Annotated in this window: 22 protein-coding genes and 1 pseudogene; 15 read left to right on the top strand and 8 right to left on the bottom strand. The window is 62.7% G+C overall.

Translation table 11 applies throughout. The features are described from left to right. A pseudogene (locus RHBS_RS32260) lies at positions 1-191 on the bottom strand (MFS transporter); the annotation flags it as partial. Positions 192-436: 245 nt separating this feature from the next. On the opposite strand from RHBS_RS32260, the gene RHBS_RS13760 reads away from it, so the two are divergent. The 3 genes from RHBS_RS13760 (at position 437) to RHBS_RS13750 (ending at position 1,910) form a co-directional block, all read left to right on the top strand. Next, entirely contained in the window at positions 437-889 is a 453-nt protein-coding gene (locus RHBS_RS13760; protein ID WP_128645818.1) for a MarR family winged helix-turn-helix transcriptional regulator, read from the top strand. A 263-nt stretch (positions 890-1,152) separates the two neighbouring features. Then, positions 1,153-1,503, top strand: a complete 351-nt coding sequence (locus RHBS_RS13755) for a hypothetical protein (protein ID WP_128645817.1) — start codon at positions 1,153-1,155, stop codon at positions 1,501-1,503. Then, a complete protein-coding gene (locus RHBS_RS13750) occupies positions 1,500-1,910 on the top strand; it encodes an SRPBCC family protein (RefSeq protein ID WP_128645816.1) in 411 nt (136 codons plus the stop codon). Before RHBS_RS13755 ends, RHBS_RS13750 begins: the two co-directional genes overlap by 4 nt. Here RHBS_RS13750 and RHBS_RS13745 read toward each other — a convergent pair. After that, positions 1,904-2,812, bottom strand: a complete 909-nt coding sequence (locus tag RHBS_RS13745; protein ID WP_128645815.1) for a phosphotransferase family protein — start codon at positions 2,810-2,812, stop codon at positions 1,904-1,906. The genes RHBS_RS13750 and RHBS_RS13745 overlap by 7 nt on opposite strands. 137 nt (positions 2,813-2,949) lie before the next feature. Continuing rightward, positions 2,950-3,345, bottom strand: coding sequence for a DUF1761 domain-containing protein (locus RHBS_RS29005; RefSeq protein ID WP_187298484.1), 396 nt, complete (start codon positions 3,343-3,345; stop codon positions 2,950-2,952). A 111-nt stretch (positions 3,346-3,456) separates the two neighbouring features. On the opposite strand from RHBS_RS29005, the gene RHBS_RS13735 reads away from it, so the two are divergent. Continuing rightward, on the top strand, positions 3,457-4,305 hold the full coding sequence (locus tag RHBS_RS13735) for a helix-turn-helix domain-containing protein (protein WP_128645814.1): 849 nt from the start codon (positions 3,457-3,459) through the stop codon (positions 4,303-4,305). A 66-nt stretch (positions 4,306-4,371) separates the two neighbouring features. On the opposite strand, the gene RHBS_RS13730 is transcribed toward RHBS_RS13735, so the two are convergent. Then, positions 4,372-4,782 carry a MerR family transcriptional regulator gene (locus tag RHBS_RS13730; protein ID WP_128645813.1) on the bottom strand — a complete coding sequence of 137 codons (411 nt, stop codon included), beginning with the start codon at positions 4,780-4,782 and terminating at the stop codon, positions 4,372-4,374. 55 nt (positions 4,783-4,837) lie between these two features. Here RHBS_RS13730 and RHBS_RS13725 point away from each other — a divergent pair, with 55 nt between their 5' ends. Together RHBS_RS13725 and RHBS_RS13720 are read left to right on the top strand one after the other, a co-directional pair. Continuing rightward, a complete protein-coding gene (locus RHBS_RS13725) occupies positions 4,838-5,791 on the top strand; it encodes an alpha/beta fold hydrolase (RefSeq protein ID WP_128645812.1) in 954 nt (317 codons plus the stop codon). Then, positions 5,745-6,410: a class I SAM-dependent methyltransferase gene (locus RHBS_RS13720; protein ID WP_128645811.1), complete on the top strand. Its 666-nt coding sequence runs from the start codon at positions 5,745-5,747 to the stop codon at positions 6,408-6,410. Before RHBS_RS13725 ends, RHBS_RS13720 begins: the two co-directional genes overlap by 47 nt. Here RHBS_RS13720 and RHBS_RS13715 read toward each other — a convergent pair whose 3' ends face one another. Beyond that, complete coding sequence (locus RHBS_RS13715; RefSeq protein ID WP_128645810.1) at positions 6,411-6,767, bottom strand: hypothetical protein; 357 nt, start codon at positions 6,765-6,767, stop codon at positions 6,411-6,413. A 139-nt stretch (positions 6,768-6,906) separates the two neighbouring features. Between RHBS_RS13715 and RHBS_RS13710 the strand changes: the two genes are divergently transcribed. Further along, positions 6,907-7,377, top strand: coding sequence for a protein-tyrosine phosphatase family protein (locus tag RHBS_RS13710; protein WP_128645809.1), 471 nt, complete (start codon positions 6,907-6,909; stop codon positions 7,375-7,377). Between the two features lie 44 nt (positions 7,378-7,421). Further along, a complete protein-coding gene (locus RHBS_RS13705) occupies positions 7,422-7,724 on the top strand; it encodes a helix-turn-helix domain-containing protein (protein WP_237669207.1) in 303 nt (100 codons plus the stop codon). Here RHBS_RS13705 and RHBS_RS13700 read toward each other — a convergent pair. Then, a complete protein-coding gene (locus RHBS_RS13700) occupies positions 7,682-8,308 on the bottom strand; it encodes a ClpP family protease (protein ID WP_121871107.1) in 627 nt (208 codons plus the stop codon). The genes RHBS_RS13705 and RHBS_RS13700 overlap by 43 nt on opposite strands. Next, positions 8,305-8,913 carry a ClpP family protease gene (locus RHBS_RS13695; protein ID WP_128645808.1) on the bottom strand — a complete coding sequence of 203 codons (609 nt, stop codon included), beginning with the start codon at positions 8,911-8,913 and terminating at the stop codon, positions 8,305-8,307. Before RHBS_RS13695 ends, RHBS_RS13700 begins: the two co-directional genes overlap by 4 nt. Between RHBS_RS13695 and RHBS_RS32255 the strand changes: the two genes are divergently transcribed. The 6 genes from RHBS_RS32255 (at position 8,797) to RHBS_RS13665 (ending at position 12,997) form a co-directional block, all read left to right on the top strand. Then, positions 8,797-9,321 carry an SRPBCC family protein gene (locus RHBS_RS32255; RefSeq protein ID WP_374700597.1) on the top strand — a complete coding sequence of 175 codons (525 nt, stop codon included), beginning with the start codon at positions 8,797-8,799 and terminating at the stop codon, positions 9,319-9,321. The genes RHBS_RS13695 and RHBS_RS32255 overlap by 117 nt on opposite strands. After that, a complete protein-coding gene (locus RHBS_RS32250; protein WP_128645806.1) occupies positions 9,300-9,479 on the top strand; it encodes a hypothetical protein in 180 nt (59 codons plus the stop codon). Before RHBS_RS32255 ends, RHBS_RS32250 begins: the two co-directional genes overlap by 22 nt. 191 nt (positions 9,480-9,670) lie before the next feature. Further along, positions 9,671-10,159: a histidine kinase gene (locus RHBS_RS13680; protein WP_128645805.1), complete on the top strand. Its 489-nt coding sequence runs from the start codon at positions 9,671-9,673 to the stop codon at positions 10,157-10,159. 77 nt (positions 10,160-10,236) lie between these two features. Continuing rightward, positions 10,237-11,088 carry a DUF4097 family beta strand repeat-containing protein gene (locus RHBS_RS13675; RefSeq protein WP_128645804.1) on the top strand — a complete coding sequence of 284 codons (852 nt, stop codon included), beginning with the start codon at positions 10,237-10,239 and terminating at the stop codon, positions 11,086-11,088. A 17-nt stretch (positions 11,089-11,105) separates the two neighbouring features. Further along, positions 11,106-12,044, top strand: a complete 939-nt coding sequence (locus RHBS_RS13670; RefSeq protein ID WP_128645803.1) for an ATP-binding cassette domain-containing protein — start codon at positions 11,106-11,108, stop codon at positions 12,042-12,044. Next, positions 12,041-12,997, top strand: a complete 957-nt coding sequence (locus tag RHBS_RS13665; RefSeq protein ID WP_237669206.1) for an ABC transporter permease — start codon at positions 12,041-12,043, stop codon at positions 12,995-12,997. The genes RHBS_RS13670 and RHBS_RS13665 overlap by 4 nt, the downstream gene beginning before the upstream one ends. A gap of 18 nt (positions 12,998-13,015) precedes the next feature. On the opposite strand, the gene RHBS_RS13660 is transcribed toward RHBS_RS13665, so the two are convergent. Continuing rightward, the gene (locus tag RHBS_RS13660; RefSeq protein ID WP_128645802.1) at positions 13,016-14,479 is read right to left on the bottom strand and encodes a PLP-dependent aminotransferase family protein; all 1,464 of its coding nucleotides are present in this window, start codon (positions 14,477-14,479) and stop codon (positions 13,016-13,018) included. Between the two features lie 61 nt (positions 14,480-14,540). On the opposite strand from RHBS_RS13660, the gene RHBS_RS31525 reads away from it, so the two are divergent. Continuing rightward, positions 14,541-14,666, top strand: a complete 126-nt coding sequence (locus RHBS_RS31525; protein WP_259468044.1) for a hypothetical protein — start codon at positions 14,541-14,543, stop codon at positions 14,664-14,666. Positions 14,667-14,771: the final 105 nt, after the last annotated feature.

Genomic DNA, 14,771 nt, shown 5'->3' with positions numbered 1-14,771 from the left:
CCGCCGGCCAACCCCTGTAGCCCTCGGGCAGCAATGAGCACCTCGACGTTGGGCGAAGCCGCGCACAGCGCAGAGGAGGCAGTGAAGGCGACCAGCGCCCATGTCCACAAACGTCCTGCGCCACAATGTCGACTCAGCCACCCGCATGCCGGCAAGGACGCCGCCAAAGCAAGTAGATATCCACTGTGGATCCATTGGACTTTCGTCAGTGGCGCATCGATACTGCTGCCGATCGCGTTTCATCCGAGGTTGACCAGTGAAGTGTCCAGGCCTGCCATCAACGACCCCGAGGCCAGTAGGACAGCAGTGCGCCACACGTTCGGTGGTGCGTCGACGGACTCGTGAATGCCGAGCTTCATGCGCCTCCGTAAGTCGTTGGGATTCCAACGATAATCGAGAATCGTTGGATTGCCAATGGCAAAGGTAGGATTTGCGCATGAAGAAGCAGCGGCCAGAATCTGGTGTCGAGCTCCCCGAGCGTCTCACGCGACAGACCTCACTGCTTCTGAACCATGCGACCTCGCAAGCCAATCGAATCGTGTCGCAACACTTCGACGGCCCCGGCGGTCGAATGCACTATGCACTTCTCGCCGGCCTGGAGGAGTTCGGCACCATCGGTCAGGCAGAACTGTGTGATCGCATCGGAATCGATCGCGGCGACGCAGTAGCGGCATTGACAACCCTGGAAAGCAATCATTTCGTGCGCCGACGCCCCGACCCTCGGGACGGACGCCGCAACATCGTAGAGATCACGGACCCGGGCCAAGCCAGGCTGCGTGAGCTCGACACCATGGTCGACGCCGCGCAGAACGAACTGGCGGCATCGCTGTCCGCCGCGGAGCATCGGCAACTCGTGGCGCTACTGACAAAGCTGATGGAACTCGGGTAGTCGCAGTATTCAAAGCATCGAGAACGCTGGGAAAGCAGATACGGGCGAGCTGAGGACCCAGTGAGGCTGATCGAGGAGAATTCATTCCATGTTGCCGCCGGGAAGGACGTACACAGAGTTTCCCTCGTTCGCCGATGGGATTCGGTGCACCTGGCAGCGTCGATCGCACGCAGGGGACCGGCCGTTGATCGTTCCCGACGGATGTGTGGATCTGATCGATGCCAGCGCGGCGAAAGCTCTTCGCCGACCTGACTGTTCGGGCCATGAAGCCTGTTGAGGATGGGTTGGTCCTGGCCGCTGTGCGGGTACTCGAGGCGCGGCCGGGTATCAAAGTCGTCGATCTCGCCGACGGCTTGGGAGTCGTTGTCCGGCAGCTGCATCGGAAGTTCGTCGACGAGGTCGGCTACGGGCCGAAAGCCCTCTCCCGTGTCATGCGGGTCGGTCGGCTCGTCGACGTTGCTGCCACCGTTCCCGACCTGGCGTCGCTCTCGTGTGCCGCGGACTTTGCGAGTCAGGCGCACATGTGTGACGAGGTACGTGTACTCACCACACTGACACCTGTCCGATTTCTGGAAGAACGCCGCGGCCCGTCATACGTAGGGTCGCTGCTATGAATCGAGAGATCGTTGTGGCAAGTCGGCACGTCAGCCAAGTTATTGGGTGTACACCGGATCAGGTCTACGAGTTCGCAGCGAATCCTGCGAATTTGCCCAGATGGGCAGCAGGATTGGCGAACAGCCCCGTGACCATCGACGGCGATCGGCTTCTCGCTGAATCGCCGATGGGGCAGGTGACAGTACGTTTCGTGCCACACAACGACCTGGGCGTCCTCGATCATGACGTGACGCTGCCGTCAGGGACCGTCGTGAATAATCCCGTACGCGTGCTGAGCCATCCGAATGGCGCGGAAATTCTGTTCACGGTCCGCCAGATCGAACTCAGCGACGAAGAATTCGAGCGCGACCTCGGTATGGTGGCCGAAGACCTGAAAAGACTGAAGGAAGTGTTGGAAGCTCAGTGACCACGCGCGTCCATCAACATCGAGATGTACGCGTCCAACCGGTCCTCCACGACGCCTGGCGTCAAGTCGACACGGCCCGCTTCGCGCCACGGGGCAGCCCACGACTGCACCTCCTCGGAGCACGCTAGTGCATCGCGCACGCGCCAATACTGCCGCGTCCGAGTGCTTTCGGAGAGTACGCCCCCGGCCTCTTCGTATGCAGAGGCGAACCGCGGTCCCCACTGTGGCCCGTGCAGTAGAGCAAGATTGGTCGAGCAGTGCGCTACATCGAGGTCCGTTGGCCCCCACGATGCCCCCGCCCAGTCGACAACACCGGTGATGCTGGGCGCGGCGTTCTGCGATACGTCGAACAGAACGTTCCCCGGTTGGAAATCGCGATGCAGAACTCGTCCGTCGTATGCCGGTACAGGCCCGCGTAGTACGTCGATCGCGGCGGCCCATACTTCCGCGTCGGCTCGTGCGGGCACAACGACGGTATCGGCAGTCGTCATTGCCTGATACTCACGGGGCCTGGGCTCGGCCTTCACGGCGTGAATCTCGACGAGTTGCCGAGCTAGGAGGGGGACTCGATCGTCCACGCCTGCGTCGGCGAGAACCGTCGAACCCGGCAGATGGGTCATCAGGAGCGAAGGGTACTCACAATGGGTAGCAGTGGCATCGAATGCCACCAGTTCGGGAACCTGCACGTCGGACCTCGAAAGCATTGTCAGAGCGGCGCTTTCCCGCTCCAAGGAGAGCTCTGCGTGCTGCAAATTGGCTGGATCTGTATAGGCACGCAACACGAGGTTCCGGCTGAATCCGTCGGCGGTCCAGATGGTCAGCTTTCGCATCTCTGCGGTGATGCCGCCGGACAGTGTTTCGGATTCGATGATTCGTTCACCGGCGTTCAGGTGTCGACTCACCCATGCACGAGTAGACGGACCCACTGCCGCGGGTGGTTCGGGTTCGGTCACCACGTCACTGCATCAGACGATCCGACCATGTACAAGGTTGTTCGCCTGACGGGAAAGCGACGAATCGATACGGCACGGACCGAACGTCAGCGAACCACTCCGAGGATCGCGCCCGCTACTGTCGCTCCCATGAGGTGGTAGCTCGCGGTGACAGCTCCGAAGACGAATGGTTGCGGAGTATGCGGCGTCAGCGCGTTGGTCAATGATGCTGCAGCGGAGGCCGATCCAACACCCAGTCCGACGAGCACGCCCGATGCCACGGCGTCGGCGTCGATGACATCGATAACGAGAGCGATCACGATGGTTGTCACCGCCGAGCAACAGAGCGGAACCACGTAGTAGGACAACGGGAATCGGCCTCCCGTCTGCGCCCGATCATGCCCGATCGAACGATCCCACGCGCGCCCGAACAGGGGGCCGAACCAGAGCGCGCCGAGGGCGTAGTACACAACCGCCGCCACGGCTACTCCCAGCCAGTTCACGACACTGTCCTTCGGCCCGGTTGGGTCGCTCGGTCGACAACGGTCCAAGAATTGGTGGTCATGACGTGATCGTCTCGAGACTGGAGGCCGATTGTATTGCAGAATTGCGACATGCAAGAAAGGCAGGTCGCGTCCAAGCCCATCGACGTTCACGAACGATCCGGCGTCATGGCTCCTTCTCTTCTTCGTCGCTTCGACGCAACCTGGCACGAACCGGCTGCAGAGGTTCGAGATGTCGTCGACGCGTACTGGAGTGTGCGATGGGAATTGGCCGCGGACGAAACCATCGAGCAGCGAGTCCTCGAGTTTCCGGCAGTCACGGTCAGTGTGGAGACCGGTGCAGTGCCTGCGCCGTTCATGCTCACCAATGTTCAGCGCAGGGCGTGGTCCCGGACGATCGAAGGTCGAGGCTTCGTGTTCGCCGTCCGGCTGCGTCCAGCTGGACTGGCTGTCGTGTCCAGCCTCGATCCCACGAGACTTCAGGCGACGCAGCCGATCACGAGATATCTCGATGATCGTCTCTTCGGCATGCTCGGCGCCGTCTCCGGGCACGACTCGGCTGCCGACCATGCTCTACGGGCAGATTCGGTGATCACCGAGATGCTGGCGAAACGACCGCCCACTCCCGAACACCGTCTCGCGAACGCCGCAGTCGACGCACTGGCACAGGGGGCCGGCAGGAAATCCGGGCAATCCGTGGCAGGAATACTCGGGGTCAGTGAACGTGCCGTGCAGAGGGCACTGCGATCGACACTCGGGATGGGCCCCAAAGCAGTCGCCCGACGGGTTCGACTACAGGAAGTGCTGCAAAGACTCTCGCTCCCCGATGCCGACGCTGCCCACATTGCCGCGGACCTCGGCTACGTCGATCAAGCTCATCTGATCAACGACTTCCGCGGCGTCGCCGGAATTACGCCGGGCGCGTACCTCCGTGAGCTCGCTGCACTTGCCCGCGCCTGAGTGAGGTTGTTTCGAAGGTCTTCTGCACATCGATACTTCAGCCTTCGTTGCCCTGTCGTGTACCGATTACTCGGAATCGACCGGCGCGTCGGCGTCCAGGGGTGACCGCATCTGCGTAGTGGAGTACTCGCTGCACTGCGCGCATCGAGTGAGCAGATCATGTGTGCACGAGACGACGTGCGCGAGGAAGCGCTCGGCATGGTCGAGTTGGGTTTGTTGCCGTCGTATTCGCGTCAGTTGTTTTTCGATGACTGCTGTTCGTGCGGGCTCGTCTCGGTGGAGTATCAGCCGAATATCGGCCAAGCTGATTCCAACGCCTTGGCAGGCTCGCAACACCTGCAATCGTCGTACATGTTCCTCGCTGTAGTCGCGGTGGCCCGACGGTAGTCGTTCGGGCACAACAACACCGGCGTCATCCCAATGTCTCAACACATGGGTCGGAACGTCGATCTCCCGCGCAACCTCTCCGATCTTCACCCGTCGATGCTCTCACGTTGACTTCAGGTCGACCTTAAGTTTTAAGGTCATCGCCATGACGACCGACAGATTCGATCTACCGGAGCCCATCTTCGTGTCCGTGGGCGGCGATCTGGTAGCGACCTACGAGCTGTCTCCCGATGTGGACGTGCCATCCGCGGACGTCGTGTTCTGTCATGGAACTCCCTGGTCGGCGCAGGTTTGGGCGCAGGCCGCTCGCCACCTCAGCGTTGGGCATCGGGTCTACCTGTGGGACATGCCCGGATACGGCCGCTCCGCGCGGGGATCTCAGGTGCGGACCGACCTGGCTACTCAGATGTCACGGTTCGCGAAGTTGCTCGACCACTGGAAGCTGGAACGGCCTTTCGTCGTCGCGCACGATATCGGCGGCGCAGTCGCCCTGGGAGCCCACCTGATACACGGACGCGACTACGGCAGCTTGTTCTTGTGGGACGTGGTGACCCTGGACCCGTGGGGATCTCCCTTCTTCCGGCTCGTTTCGGAGCATAGGGACGTGTTCGCCGCGTTGCCGGCTTCCCTGCACGCAGCCCTGGTGTCCGAATACATTGCAGGAGCAGCACATCAGAGGCTGGACCGAGACATCGTGGCGACGTTGACCGAACCCTGGATATCCGACGAGGGGCAGCCTGACTTCTACCGACAGATCGCCGAACTGCGGCCCGAGGACACGCGACCGATCGTCGAAGCACTTCCCCGAGTTCGCTGCGACACCTCCATCGGATGGGGTCGACAGGACCCCTGGATTCCCGTCGAACAGGCACATCGACTGCGGCAGTTGTTGCCGGGGGAATCGTCTGTGATCACTGTTCCGGATGTGGGGCACCTGAGTCCGCTCGAAGCTCCATCACGCGTCCAACAGGCCTTGGATGTGTGGCTAAGAACTTCCGAGCAACTGTTGTCGCTGTGCTTGGTGGATACTGGGCTCCGTGGTGCTGAGACGAATGGGAACGTCCCTTATCGGAGGCAGAGGGGCCCAGTGGGTTCGTGAGCTGAACGCGCGACACCCATGGAGCCACAACGATTACTTTCACAGCTGGATTCTGGCGAATCTGCCGGACCGGCGTGGCCGTGCGCTCGATATGGGTTGCGGACGGGGTGGCCTGGTGCGAGCCTTGTCTCCTCATTTCGATCACATCGTCGGGGCCGACGCCGATGGGGAGATGCGTCGAATCGCAGAGGCAACTTCTGCCGCTGTGGACAACGTGTCCATCACCGATCGCCAACTCGATTCCTGGGCAGACGATTCGATCGACCTCGTGACCATGGTGGCAGTGCTGCACCACCTCGATATCGACGACGCATTGCGTCACGTCGAACGAATTCTTGCGCCGGGCGGATGCGTCCTCGTCGTGGGGCTCGCACCACCGAGAAGCGCACGCGATTTGCTGTGGGATGCTGCCTCGATCGTGACCAATCCGGTGATCGGATTTCTGCACCACCCATGGCCGAGCCCGGTGACAGCACCGCCTCCACCGTTCCCGGTCAAGGACCCCGTGGTGAGTTTCGATGAGATCGAGGACATGGTCGGCAAGTGGCTACCGGGTGCAATGATGCGACACCGCATCGGTTTTCGACACACCATCGAGTGGACGAAGCCGCCGCGGTAATCACACCCATGGTGCTCGGCGTTCCCACCACGGCATCGTCCTGGACTTGTCGATTTCGACGGTCACGTCGCGATACCGCTGATCCAATCGAGCTACTGCCGCGCGTAATTGGTGGGCATGCCGTCCCTCGCGGCGCATGAGTCGTTCCAATGCATCGCGCGGTCCATCGCCATAGAAGTGGGCGTCGCATGCGGGGCAGCCGGTGAAGCCGGCCAAGATCGGCACCCGATCATCGAGTGTTGATCTGTGCTTGCCATCGACGCGTTCTTCGAGATACTCAACTCGTCGACGCCACTGCACCAGATAGTGCAGGGCCCAACCGTCACTACGGGCTCTACGCGGCCTGTGGGGGTTCATCGAATGAACGGGGGCGTTGCCCTCTCGTGCAGAATTATCATCATGTGCGCCATGTCGGAGGCGAGCCGGTGAGTGTTTCGGTTTGGTGGAGTGGACGATACCGCAGTATCGGTAGTTTCAGAAGACGAGTGGGTACAGCATGGGGGAGTCGGTCCCGGGGAAGGGCGAGTACGTGTGGGACGTAGACAGCCCGGGCACACTGCAGTTGCCGTCGGGCAGCGTAGTTCGTGGACGTGCCTTGCGTGACCCGATGCCTGACGGACCTTCGCCAGATCTCGGGGTCTACCTGCAGGGCAAGGATCCCGGAGGGTTCGACTGGGACAGTCGATGGGTTCGCTGGCCGGATTTCTGGCTTCCGTCCAGCTCGACAGAACTCGAGGTCGTACTACGAGAGGTGCTGCGCCGCTGTATAACCGAGAGGGTCGAGATCGCGTGTACCGGCGGAGTGGGGCGAACGGGCACAGCGCTGGCGTGTCTCGTCGCGCTCGACGGGGTGCCCGGTCGTGCGGCCATCGACTACGTCCGGCGACAGTACTCGCATCGAGCCATGGAAACGCCCTGGCAGAAGCGCTTTGCGAGGACGTTCGTGAAACCGGGCTCTCTGCTCTGACAGAATCGACGACCCTTCACGGAATCGAGGCCTAGGCTCCGATCATGGGCGAGGTCATACGAATCGATGAACGTCGAGCCGCGCGCGCCGTGGAGCCGTTGTGGCGTGAGGTGGTCGGCCGACGGTTGCGCGAGCGCAGGCATGGCCGCGGCGACACCCTTGCCGAGACGGCGGCGCGTGCCGGCATTGCACCGCAATACCTTTCGGAGCTCGAACGCGGCCGCAAGGATCCGTCGAGTGAAATCCTCGCGGCCGTCGTCGGTGCACTGGGCACGTCGATGGCGGAGATATCAGGCCTAGCGCATCACGACCTGTCACGCGGCGACGCGACGTTGATGGCTGCCTGACGCCCTTCGAGTACCTGATCGACGACGCCGTACTCACGGGCAGCCGGTGCCGTCAACACCAGATCGCGGTCGGTGTCGTGGCGGAGTTTCTCGACGTCGCGTCCCGTGTGCTTCGCGAGAATTGCTTCCATCTCGGCCCGGACGCGCACGACCTCGTCGGCAGCCAGAATCAGATCGGGGATGGTGCCGCGTCCCTGCGCAGCCGGCTGATGCAACACCACCCTGCTGTGTGTCAGCGCCGAACGACGCCCCGGTGCGCCCGCCGCGAGCAGCACAGCTCCTGCCGCAACGGCTTGCCCCACACATGTTGTGGCGACGGGTGATCCGATGAACTGCATCGTGTCGTAGATGGCGAGCATGGCAGCGGTATCACCGCCCTCGCAGTTGATGTACATCGAAATTTCCTGGTCGGGGGAGTCGGCCTCCAAGTGCAGTAGCTGCGCGATCATCGCGTTGGCGACTCCTGCGTCGATACCGGTACCGAGGTAGACGATGCGCTCACTGAGCAAGTGCGAATAGACGTCGACGACGCGTTCGCCGCGCGAATCTCGCGTGATGACATTGGGAATCGTGTACGTGCTCATCGCGCCAACTCCATGCCGAACGACACTCGCCGCGCAGGCATGACCTGATCGAACGAGTCGACGATCGCGTCGACGAACCCGTACTCGCGGGCAGCCTCCGCGGTGAACCAGCGATCGTGCAGAGAGTCGTCGAAAATTTGCTCGCGTGTCTGCCCGGTGTCGTCGGCGATGAGACCGAGCACCGTATCTCGGGTATGCCGCAGATCGTTGGCCTGTACTTCCACTTCGACAGCCGACCCACCAATGCCGGCTGACCCCTGATGCATCAGTATTCGCGAATGCGGCAGGGCATACCGCTTTCCGCGCGTGCCCGACGACAGTAGGAATTGGCCGGCGCTGCAGGCCAATCCGAGTGCGAGCGTCGAGACATCGCAGGGTACGAGGTGCATCACGTCCCGGATGGCGAGCATCGCAGGAACCGACCCTCCCGGTGAGTGAATCCACAGGGCGATGTCGGCGGAGGAATTCTCGGCCGCCAACGTCAGCAGATGAGTGGTGAGAACGGTGCCGTTGTCGTCGTCGAGGGCGCCGTCGAGCATGAGAACCCGATGACGGAGAAGTTGGTTGCGGAGTTCGGGCGGGAACATTCGAGGCGATTCGCTCATGATTCGAGTGTGAATCCGAATTCGGTTGCACACCAGTTGTTCTGCTGTGGGCAGCGAGTCTGCTCACAGCTTCGTTGTGCCCAGGGTGACAATGGTGAGATGACTGCACTCGAGTTCTCCGAATCCATCGTCGTCGCTGCGTCGGTCGATGACGTGTACGCCGTTGTCTCCGACGTCACCCGAACGGGCGAATGGAGCCCGATCTGCCAGGAGTGCTGGTGGAACGAACCCGACGGCGGTGGCGTCGGATCGACGTTCACCGGACGCAACGTGGTGCCGGGTCGCACGTGGAGAACGTGTCGACGGTTGCTGCAGCCGAACCCGGCCGTGAATTCGCGTGGGTGGTGGGCGACAACTTCGTCCGCTGGGGCTACACCCTGGAGTCGGTGGACGGTGGCACACGCCTGACCGAGATCTGGAACTTCCTGCCCGACGGCATCGCCCACTTCCACCGCAAATTCGGCGACGACGCGCAGAAGGAAATCGACACTCGTAGCCAGGCAGCACTCGATGGCATACCGCGCACCCTGGCGGCAATCAAGCGCATCGTCGAAGCCGACTCCTGACCGCAGGGGGTCGGGCGTTTGCGAAAGCCGCCGCCCTCGGTACCACCCGGACTCTGTCGGTTCGGTTCACCATCGGTGGTCAGGCGATACGTGCGCGCATCGGCCGTATGGGGGTCGGGCGAAAGCGCTCGTCGAAGCAAGTGACACCACTAGGCCTTGACGTGACACCATTGTGGTGTCACTCTTGATGCATGGAACTCGGGCAGTACGTCAACGATCTCCAACGTCGGTTGGTCGAGTCGGCAGCAACCGGAAACGAGAACACTCGCGCCGCTGCTGAACGACTCGTCGACGGGATGGATGCGGCAACGCGTCTGGTGATGCTCGACGTGCTGTCGGCCGCGGTCGGTGACATCAACCGCGACCTTGCCCCTGGTTCCGTGGACATCAGGCTCCGCGGACGTGAGATCGAATTCGTCGTGGCGGCACCTGTCTCGGAACTGGAAGATGACGAACGAACCCCTCCCAGCACCGAACTCGACGACACGAGCACATCCCGCACCACTCTTCGACTGCCGGACGCGCTCAAATCACGTGTGGACGAGGCCGCGGCGTCGGACGGTATGTCGGTGAACACCTGGTTGGTGCGAGCCATCGCCGCTGCTCTTCAACCCAAGCAGCGTCGTGCTGCGCAACGCACGGTTCGTACCGGCGACAACTTCGCCGGCTGGGCGCGCTGATCGTCCGGTCTATCAACGCTTTTCAGTAACTCTGCGCCGAGCAGAGTGTCACAACCATGCCCATAGGAGGCTTCGCCATGCCCGAATTCGCTACCCCGACGCCGATCGACCTTGCCATCGATCTGCAGGTCGGGAGCATCGAAGTCGTTGCGTCTGAACGCGCCGACACCCTCGTGACCGTCGCACCCACCAACCCGTCCAAAGCCGTCGATCGTAAAGGGGCCGAGAACACCAAGGTCGACTTCGACGGTGAACGCCTGACCGTCATCGGTCCGAAGCCGCGCATCAGCTTCTTCGGGCCGACCGAATCAGTGGAGGTGAAAGTCGAACTGCCGCAGGGATCTCGTCTGAGTGCCGAGGTCGCGGCCGGGAGCCTACGCGCGGTCGGCGACCTGGGGGCCGTGCGGATCAAGAGTTCGATGGGGCCGGTCGAACTCGACACCACCGGGGACCTGTGGGTGCGGGCGGGCCACGGCAACGCGACCGTCGGCACTGTGTTGGGCAATCTGGACATGACCGCCGACCATGGGCAGATTCGGATCGGCACCGTCGTCGGTGATGCGGCACTCAAGGCGTCGCACGGCTCGATCATGGTGCGGGAGTCGGGCACCGATCTCGATGCCAAGCTCTCCTACGGTGATCTCGATGTCGAGAGATCACTCGGTGGAGTGAGTGCGAAGACCGCCTACGGCAGCATCACTGTTCAAGAAGTCAGTAGTGGTGCGATCCAAGTCGAGAGTGGATACGGCCAGATCACCCTCGGTGTGCGACGCGGCGTGCCCGCGTGGCTCGATCTGTCGTCGAAAGACGGGCACGTTCGCAACGAACTCACGCCCGAAAGCGCACCGGACGAGACAGAAGAGAGCGTGACTGTTCGCGCTCGAACGCGTTACGGCGACATCGCCATCCGTCATACACCGCACAGCTGAAGGCGAAGGCACAGTCAATGAGAACATCCGCAATCGATGTCCGCGGACTGCGAAAGTCCTATGACGACAAACGTGTACTCGACGGCGTCGACCTCACCGTCGACGTCGGCACAGTCACCGCCCTGCTCGGCTCCAACGGGGCAGGCAAGACCACGGTGGTCCATATTCTGTCCACTCTCGTTCGGCCGGAAAGCGGTTCGGCAACAGTCGCAGGCTGCGACGTCGTCCGTGATCCCGACGGCGTTCGTGCAGCAATCGGTCTCACCGGTCAGTTCTCGGCGGTGGACAATCTCCTGACCGGTGAGGAAAACCTGATGCTGATGGCCAGACTGCGTCATCTCGGGTCACGCTCCAAGCCGCGCGTCGCAGAGCTGCTCGAGCAGTTCGACCTCGTCGAGGCTGGTCGAAAGCCGTTGTCCACGTATTCGGGTGGTATGCGGCGACGGCTCGATCTTGCTATGACTCTCGTCGCACCGCCACGCGTCATCTTCCTCGACGAGCCGACCACCGGTCTCGACCCACGGAGCCGACGCACCATGTGGGACATCGTCCGATCCCTCGTGGCCGACGGCACCACGGTGCTGCTCACGACCCAATATCTCGACGAGGCAGACGAACTCGCCGACAGAATAGCCGTGCTGAACGACGGCCGGATCGTCGCCGACGGCACCCCGGACGAGCTGAAACGTCGCATGCCCGGCGGTCACATCCGTCTTCGCTTCGCCGACGCAGCAGCGCTCGGCAACGCAACCAGAGCCTTCGACGGCGCGGTGGTCGACACTGACGGCCTGGCGCTGTCGGTACCGACCGACGGAAGCGTCGACACCCTGCAGACCGTGTTGGCCCGGCTCGATACGGCGGGCGTTGCGGCCGAGGATCTGAGCATTCACACCCCTGATCTCGACGACGTGCTCATGGCACTGACAGGCCGGACCGACAACAAGGAGGCATCGTGACCACAGCGATGACGTACACAGTGGGCGATTCGATCACGATGCTGCGCCGAAGTCTTCTGCACATCGTGCGGTATCCAGGTCTGACGATATTCGTCATCGGAGCACCGGTGGTGTTCCTGATGTTGTTCGTCTTCGTGTTCGGAGGGACGCTCGGGGCAGGGCTTCCTGGTGTGAACCCGGAAGGTGGACGCGCCGCGTACCTGCCGTACGTGATGCCGGGCATCTTCGCGATGACGATCGCAGGCACCGCCGGTGGGACTGCGACCACCGTCGCAATGGATATGACCGAAGGCATCACCGCGCGGTTCCGAACGATGGCGATCTCGCGGGCCGCGGTTCTCGCCGGCCACGTCCTCGGCAATACCGTGCAAGCCGTTCTCGGAGTGGTGGTCGTACTGGCAGTAGGAATCGCTGTGGGCTTTCGGCCGAATACGAGCCCTGTGCAATGGATTTCGGTGTCGGCAATGGTGATTCTGATCGCCTTCGCCATCAGTTGGCTGGCCGTGGCGATGGGAATGGCGTCGAAGTCGGTCGAGACCGCGAGCAATCTGCCGATGTTGTTGCTGCTCTTGCCATTTTTGGGCAGCGGGTTCGTCCCGACCGACACGATGCCGTCGGGACTGCGATGGTTCGCCGACTATCAACCGTTCACACCGTTCGTCGAAACCCTGCGTGGACTGTTGACAGGGGAGCCGCTGGGCGCGAATCTGCCACTCGCACTGATGGTGCGCGGTGATCACGATGATCGGGTATGCCTGGTCGATGGCGATCTACGAGAAGAAGTCGGTGCGCTGAGGACGTCGGACATCGGAGGTTGGGTGTCGGCGTCGCAAACGCGCGCGCATTCGTCAGGTGCGCGCGATTCGGCTAGCGAACAGCTGACCAATTCGCGAGCGTCTGGCAAACGCGCGCGCGTTTGCGGGGCCGGGGGTTGGACGTGCGATAGGGGGTAGACGGTGCGGCGCCGCCACTCACACCACCGCCGTGGGTCTGCTCGACGCGACGGCCGGCGTCGGGGTGTGCTCCGAAGACAGACGAGTGAGGATCTCGACCGCAGACGTGATGTCGGGAAGCGAGCGGGTGAAGGGTATGCGCTGACGATCGTCGAAGGCGTAGCCCGTTCCGAATCGCAGTCCGGGTGCCAGCAGTAGACCCTGCGACTGGGCGTCGGCGACCAGATCGCTGGATCGAATGCCGTCGGGTAGAGAACACCACAACGCCAGACCACCGTTCGGTACTCGAAAGTGCCAGTCCGGCAGATGATCACGCATCAATGCGACGATGTGGTCTCGGGCGATTCTCGACGCCTCCGCGCGTACCCGACGGACCTCGTCGTATCGGCTCAGTAATTCGGTAGCGGCCAGCTGATCGAGAATGGAGACCGAAAGTTGGCGTCGCGCATAGGTTGCAGCGATTCTCGCCAACAGACCTGCTTCGGCTCGAACCCAGCCGACCCGCAACCCTCCCCACACCGTCTTGCTCGTCGATCCGATTGTCACCGTCGCAACGTCCGGAGTGGCGGCTCCGAACGGTTCCATATCCGGTGAGCCGTCGAGGGACAGATCTGCTGCCACCTCGTCGACGATGGTCAGTACGGCATGGCGATGCATGGTGGCGGACAGTTGACGTCGTGTGCCCAGGGGGAGCCGTGCACCCGACGGATTGGAGAAGTCGGGCATGAAATACGCCAGGGTGGGTGCACTCTGGCGTGCGGCCCTGTCTGCTGCAGCCACGAACTCGTCGGTGTTGTCGGGATCGATCGGCACCGGGATGCAACGACCACCGAGAGAGTGAACGAGTTCGACGACACCCGGATACGTGGGGTGCTCCACCAACACGCGGGCCCCGGGCTCGGTGAAGGTGGCCAACACCGCGTGGATGGCGTCGGTGGCACCGGAGGTGATGAGGATGTTGTCTGCGGTGGTCGGTACGCCACGCCCTCGGTAGTACGCGGCAATGGATTCGCGGAGCTCGAACAGGCCGGACGGGGCATATCCGCCCAAGGTGAAACGGTCTCGAATCTTCTCTGCCGCAACACCGTACGCCTCGGACAGCAGGGGCGAGGCGGAGGGCGATGCGTTGACGAATTCCAGATTCGCAGTCTCCCGGTCGCCGGCCAGCGAACCCCACGACGGCATCGAACCAGTCGGGGAAACGAAGGTGCCGGAGCCTCGCTGGGCGCTGATCCACCCGCCCTCGCGCAGATGCCGGTACGCCGATGCCACCGTGACTCGGCTGACGTCCAAGCTGATCGACAGCGCGCGCTCCGCAGGCAGTCGCGTCTGGGCCGAGACCTCACCGTTCTCGATGAGCCGTCGCAATTCGTCGGCGATCTCGAGGTAGAGCGGACCGCCGGATCGGTTCCGCAACGTCGATGGGTCGATCCGTGCGGCCAGATCCGGGGCCGAGATCGCGGAGGCGTCGAACGAGTCCATGCATGCCACTCTCGCACACTGGACTGCGTGATTCCGGGTGAAAGCAGTCCATTGTTGGTCCATGATCGCAATTGGAGCTGTATTGGTCCTGTCCGTCATGGGCGCAGGGTGGACTGTGGTCGCACTGCGCGAAGGTGGAAGAAGCGCGCCCGCCGGGCCGCCGCGGAGTCGAATCGACGTCGACTGATCCGGTTGCACTTCGACAAACGCGCGCGCATTCGTCAGAGGCGTTCGGATTCGCCATCGATCCGGGCCTAGTTCGCGCGCACCTGGCAAACGCGCGCGCGTTGCG

It is taken from the genome of Rhodococcus sp. BS-15 (genome assembly GCF_000813105.1).
GTDB lineage: Bacteria > Actinomycetota > Actinomycetes > Mycobacteriales > Mycobacteriaceae > Rhodococcoides.
This window is presented reverse-complemented; position numbering and strand designations above follow the sequence as displayed.

Bases quoted from the DNA above. Each gene is read 5' to 3' on its own strand.
- RHBS_RS13735 (WP_128645814.1), top strand. From the start codon at position 3,457: ATGCAAGAAAGGCAGGTCGCGTCCAAGCCCATCGACGTTCACGAACGA.
- RHBS_RS13700 (WP_121871107.1), bottom strand. From the start codon at position 8,308: ATGAGCACGTACACGATTCCCAATGTCATCACGCGAGATTCGCGCGGC.
- RHBS_RS13705 (WP_237669207.1), top strand. From the start codon at position 7,422: ATGGGCGAGGTCATACGAATCGATGAACGTCGAGCCGCGCGCGCCGTG.
- RHBS_RS13755 (WP_128645817.1), top strand. From the start codon at position 1,153: ATGAAGCCTGTTGAGGATGGGTTGGTCCTGGCCGCTGTGCGGGTACTC.
- RHBS_RS13710 (WP_128645809.1), top strand. From the start codon at position 6,907: ATGGGGGAGTCGGTCCCGGGGAAGGGCGAGTACGTGTGGGACGTAGAC.
- RHBS_RS32255 (WP_374700597.1), top strand. From the start codon at position 8,797: ATGAGTGGTGAGAACGGTGCCGTTGTCGTCGTCGAGGGCGCCGTCGAG.
- RHBS_RS13675 (WP_128645804.1), top strand. From the start codon at position 10,237: ATGCCCGAATTCGCTACCCCGACGCCGATCGACCTTGCCATCGATCTG.
- RHBS_RS31525 (WP_259468044.1), top strand. From the start codon at position 14,541: ATGATCGCAATTGGAGCTGTATTGGTCCTGTCCGTCATGGGCGCAGGG.
- RHBS_RS13750 (WP_128645816.1), top strand. From the start codon at position 1,500: ATGAATCGAGAGATCGTTGTGGCAAGTCGGCACGTCAGCCAAGTTATT.
- RHBS_RS13725 (WP_128645812.1), top strand. From the start codon at position 4,838: ATGACGACCGACAGATTCGATCTACCGGAGCCCATCTTCGTGTCCGTG.
- RHBS_RS13760 (WP_128645818.1), top strand. From the start codon at position 437: ATGAAGAAGCAGCGGCCAGAATCTGGTGTCGAGCTCCCCGAGCGTCTC.
- RHBS_RS13670 (WP_128645803.1), top strand. From the start codon at position 11,106: ATGAGAACATCCGCAATCGATGTCCGCGGACTGCGAAAGTCCTATGAC.
- RHBS_RS13720 (WP_128645811.1), top strand. From the start codon at position 5,745: ATGGGAACGTCCCTTATCGGAGGCAGAGGGGCCCAGTGGGTTCGTGAG.
- RHBS_RS13660 (WP_128645802.1), bottom strand. From the start codon at position 14,479: ATGGACTCGTTCGACGCCTCCGCGATCTCGGCCCCGGATCTGGCCGCA.
- RHBS_RS13715 (WP_128645810.1), bottom strand. From the start codon at position 6,767: ATGAACCCCCACAGGCCGCGTAGAGCCCGTAGTGACGGTTGGGCCCTG.
- RHBS_RS13680 (WP_128645805.1), top strand. From the start codon at position 9,671: ATGGAACTCGGGCAGTACGTCAACGATCTCCAACGTCGGTTGGTCGAG.
- RHBS_RS13695 (WP_128645808.1), bottom strand. From the start codon at position 8,913: ATGAGCGAATCGCCTCGAATGTTCCCGCCCGAACTCCGCAACCAACTT.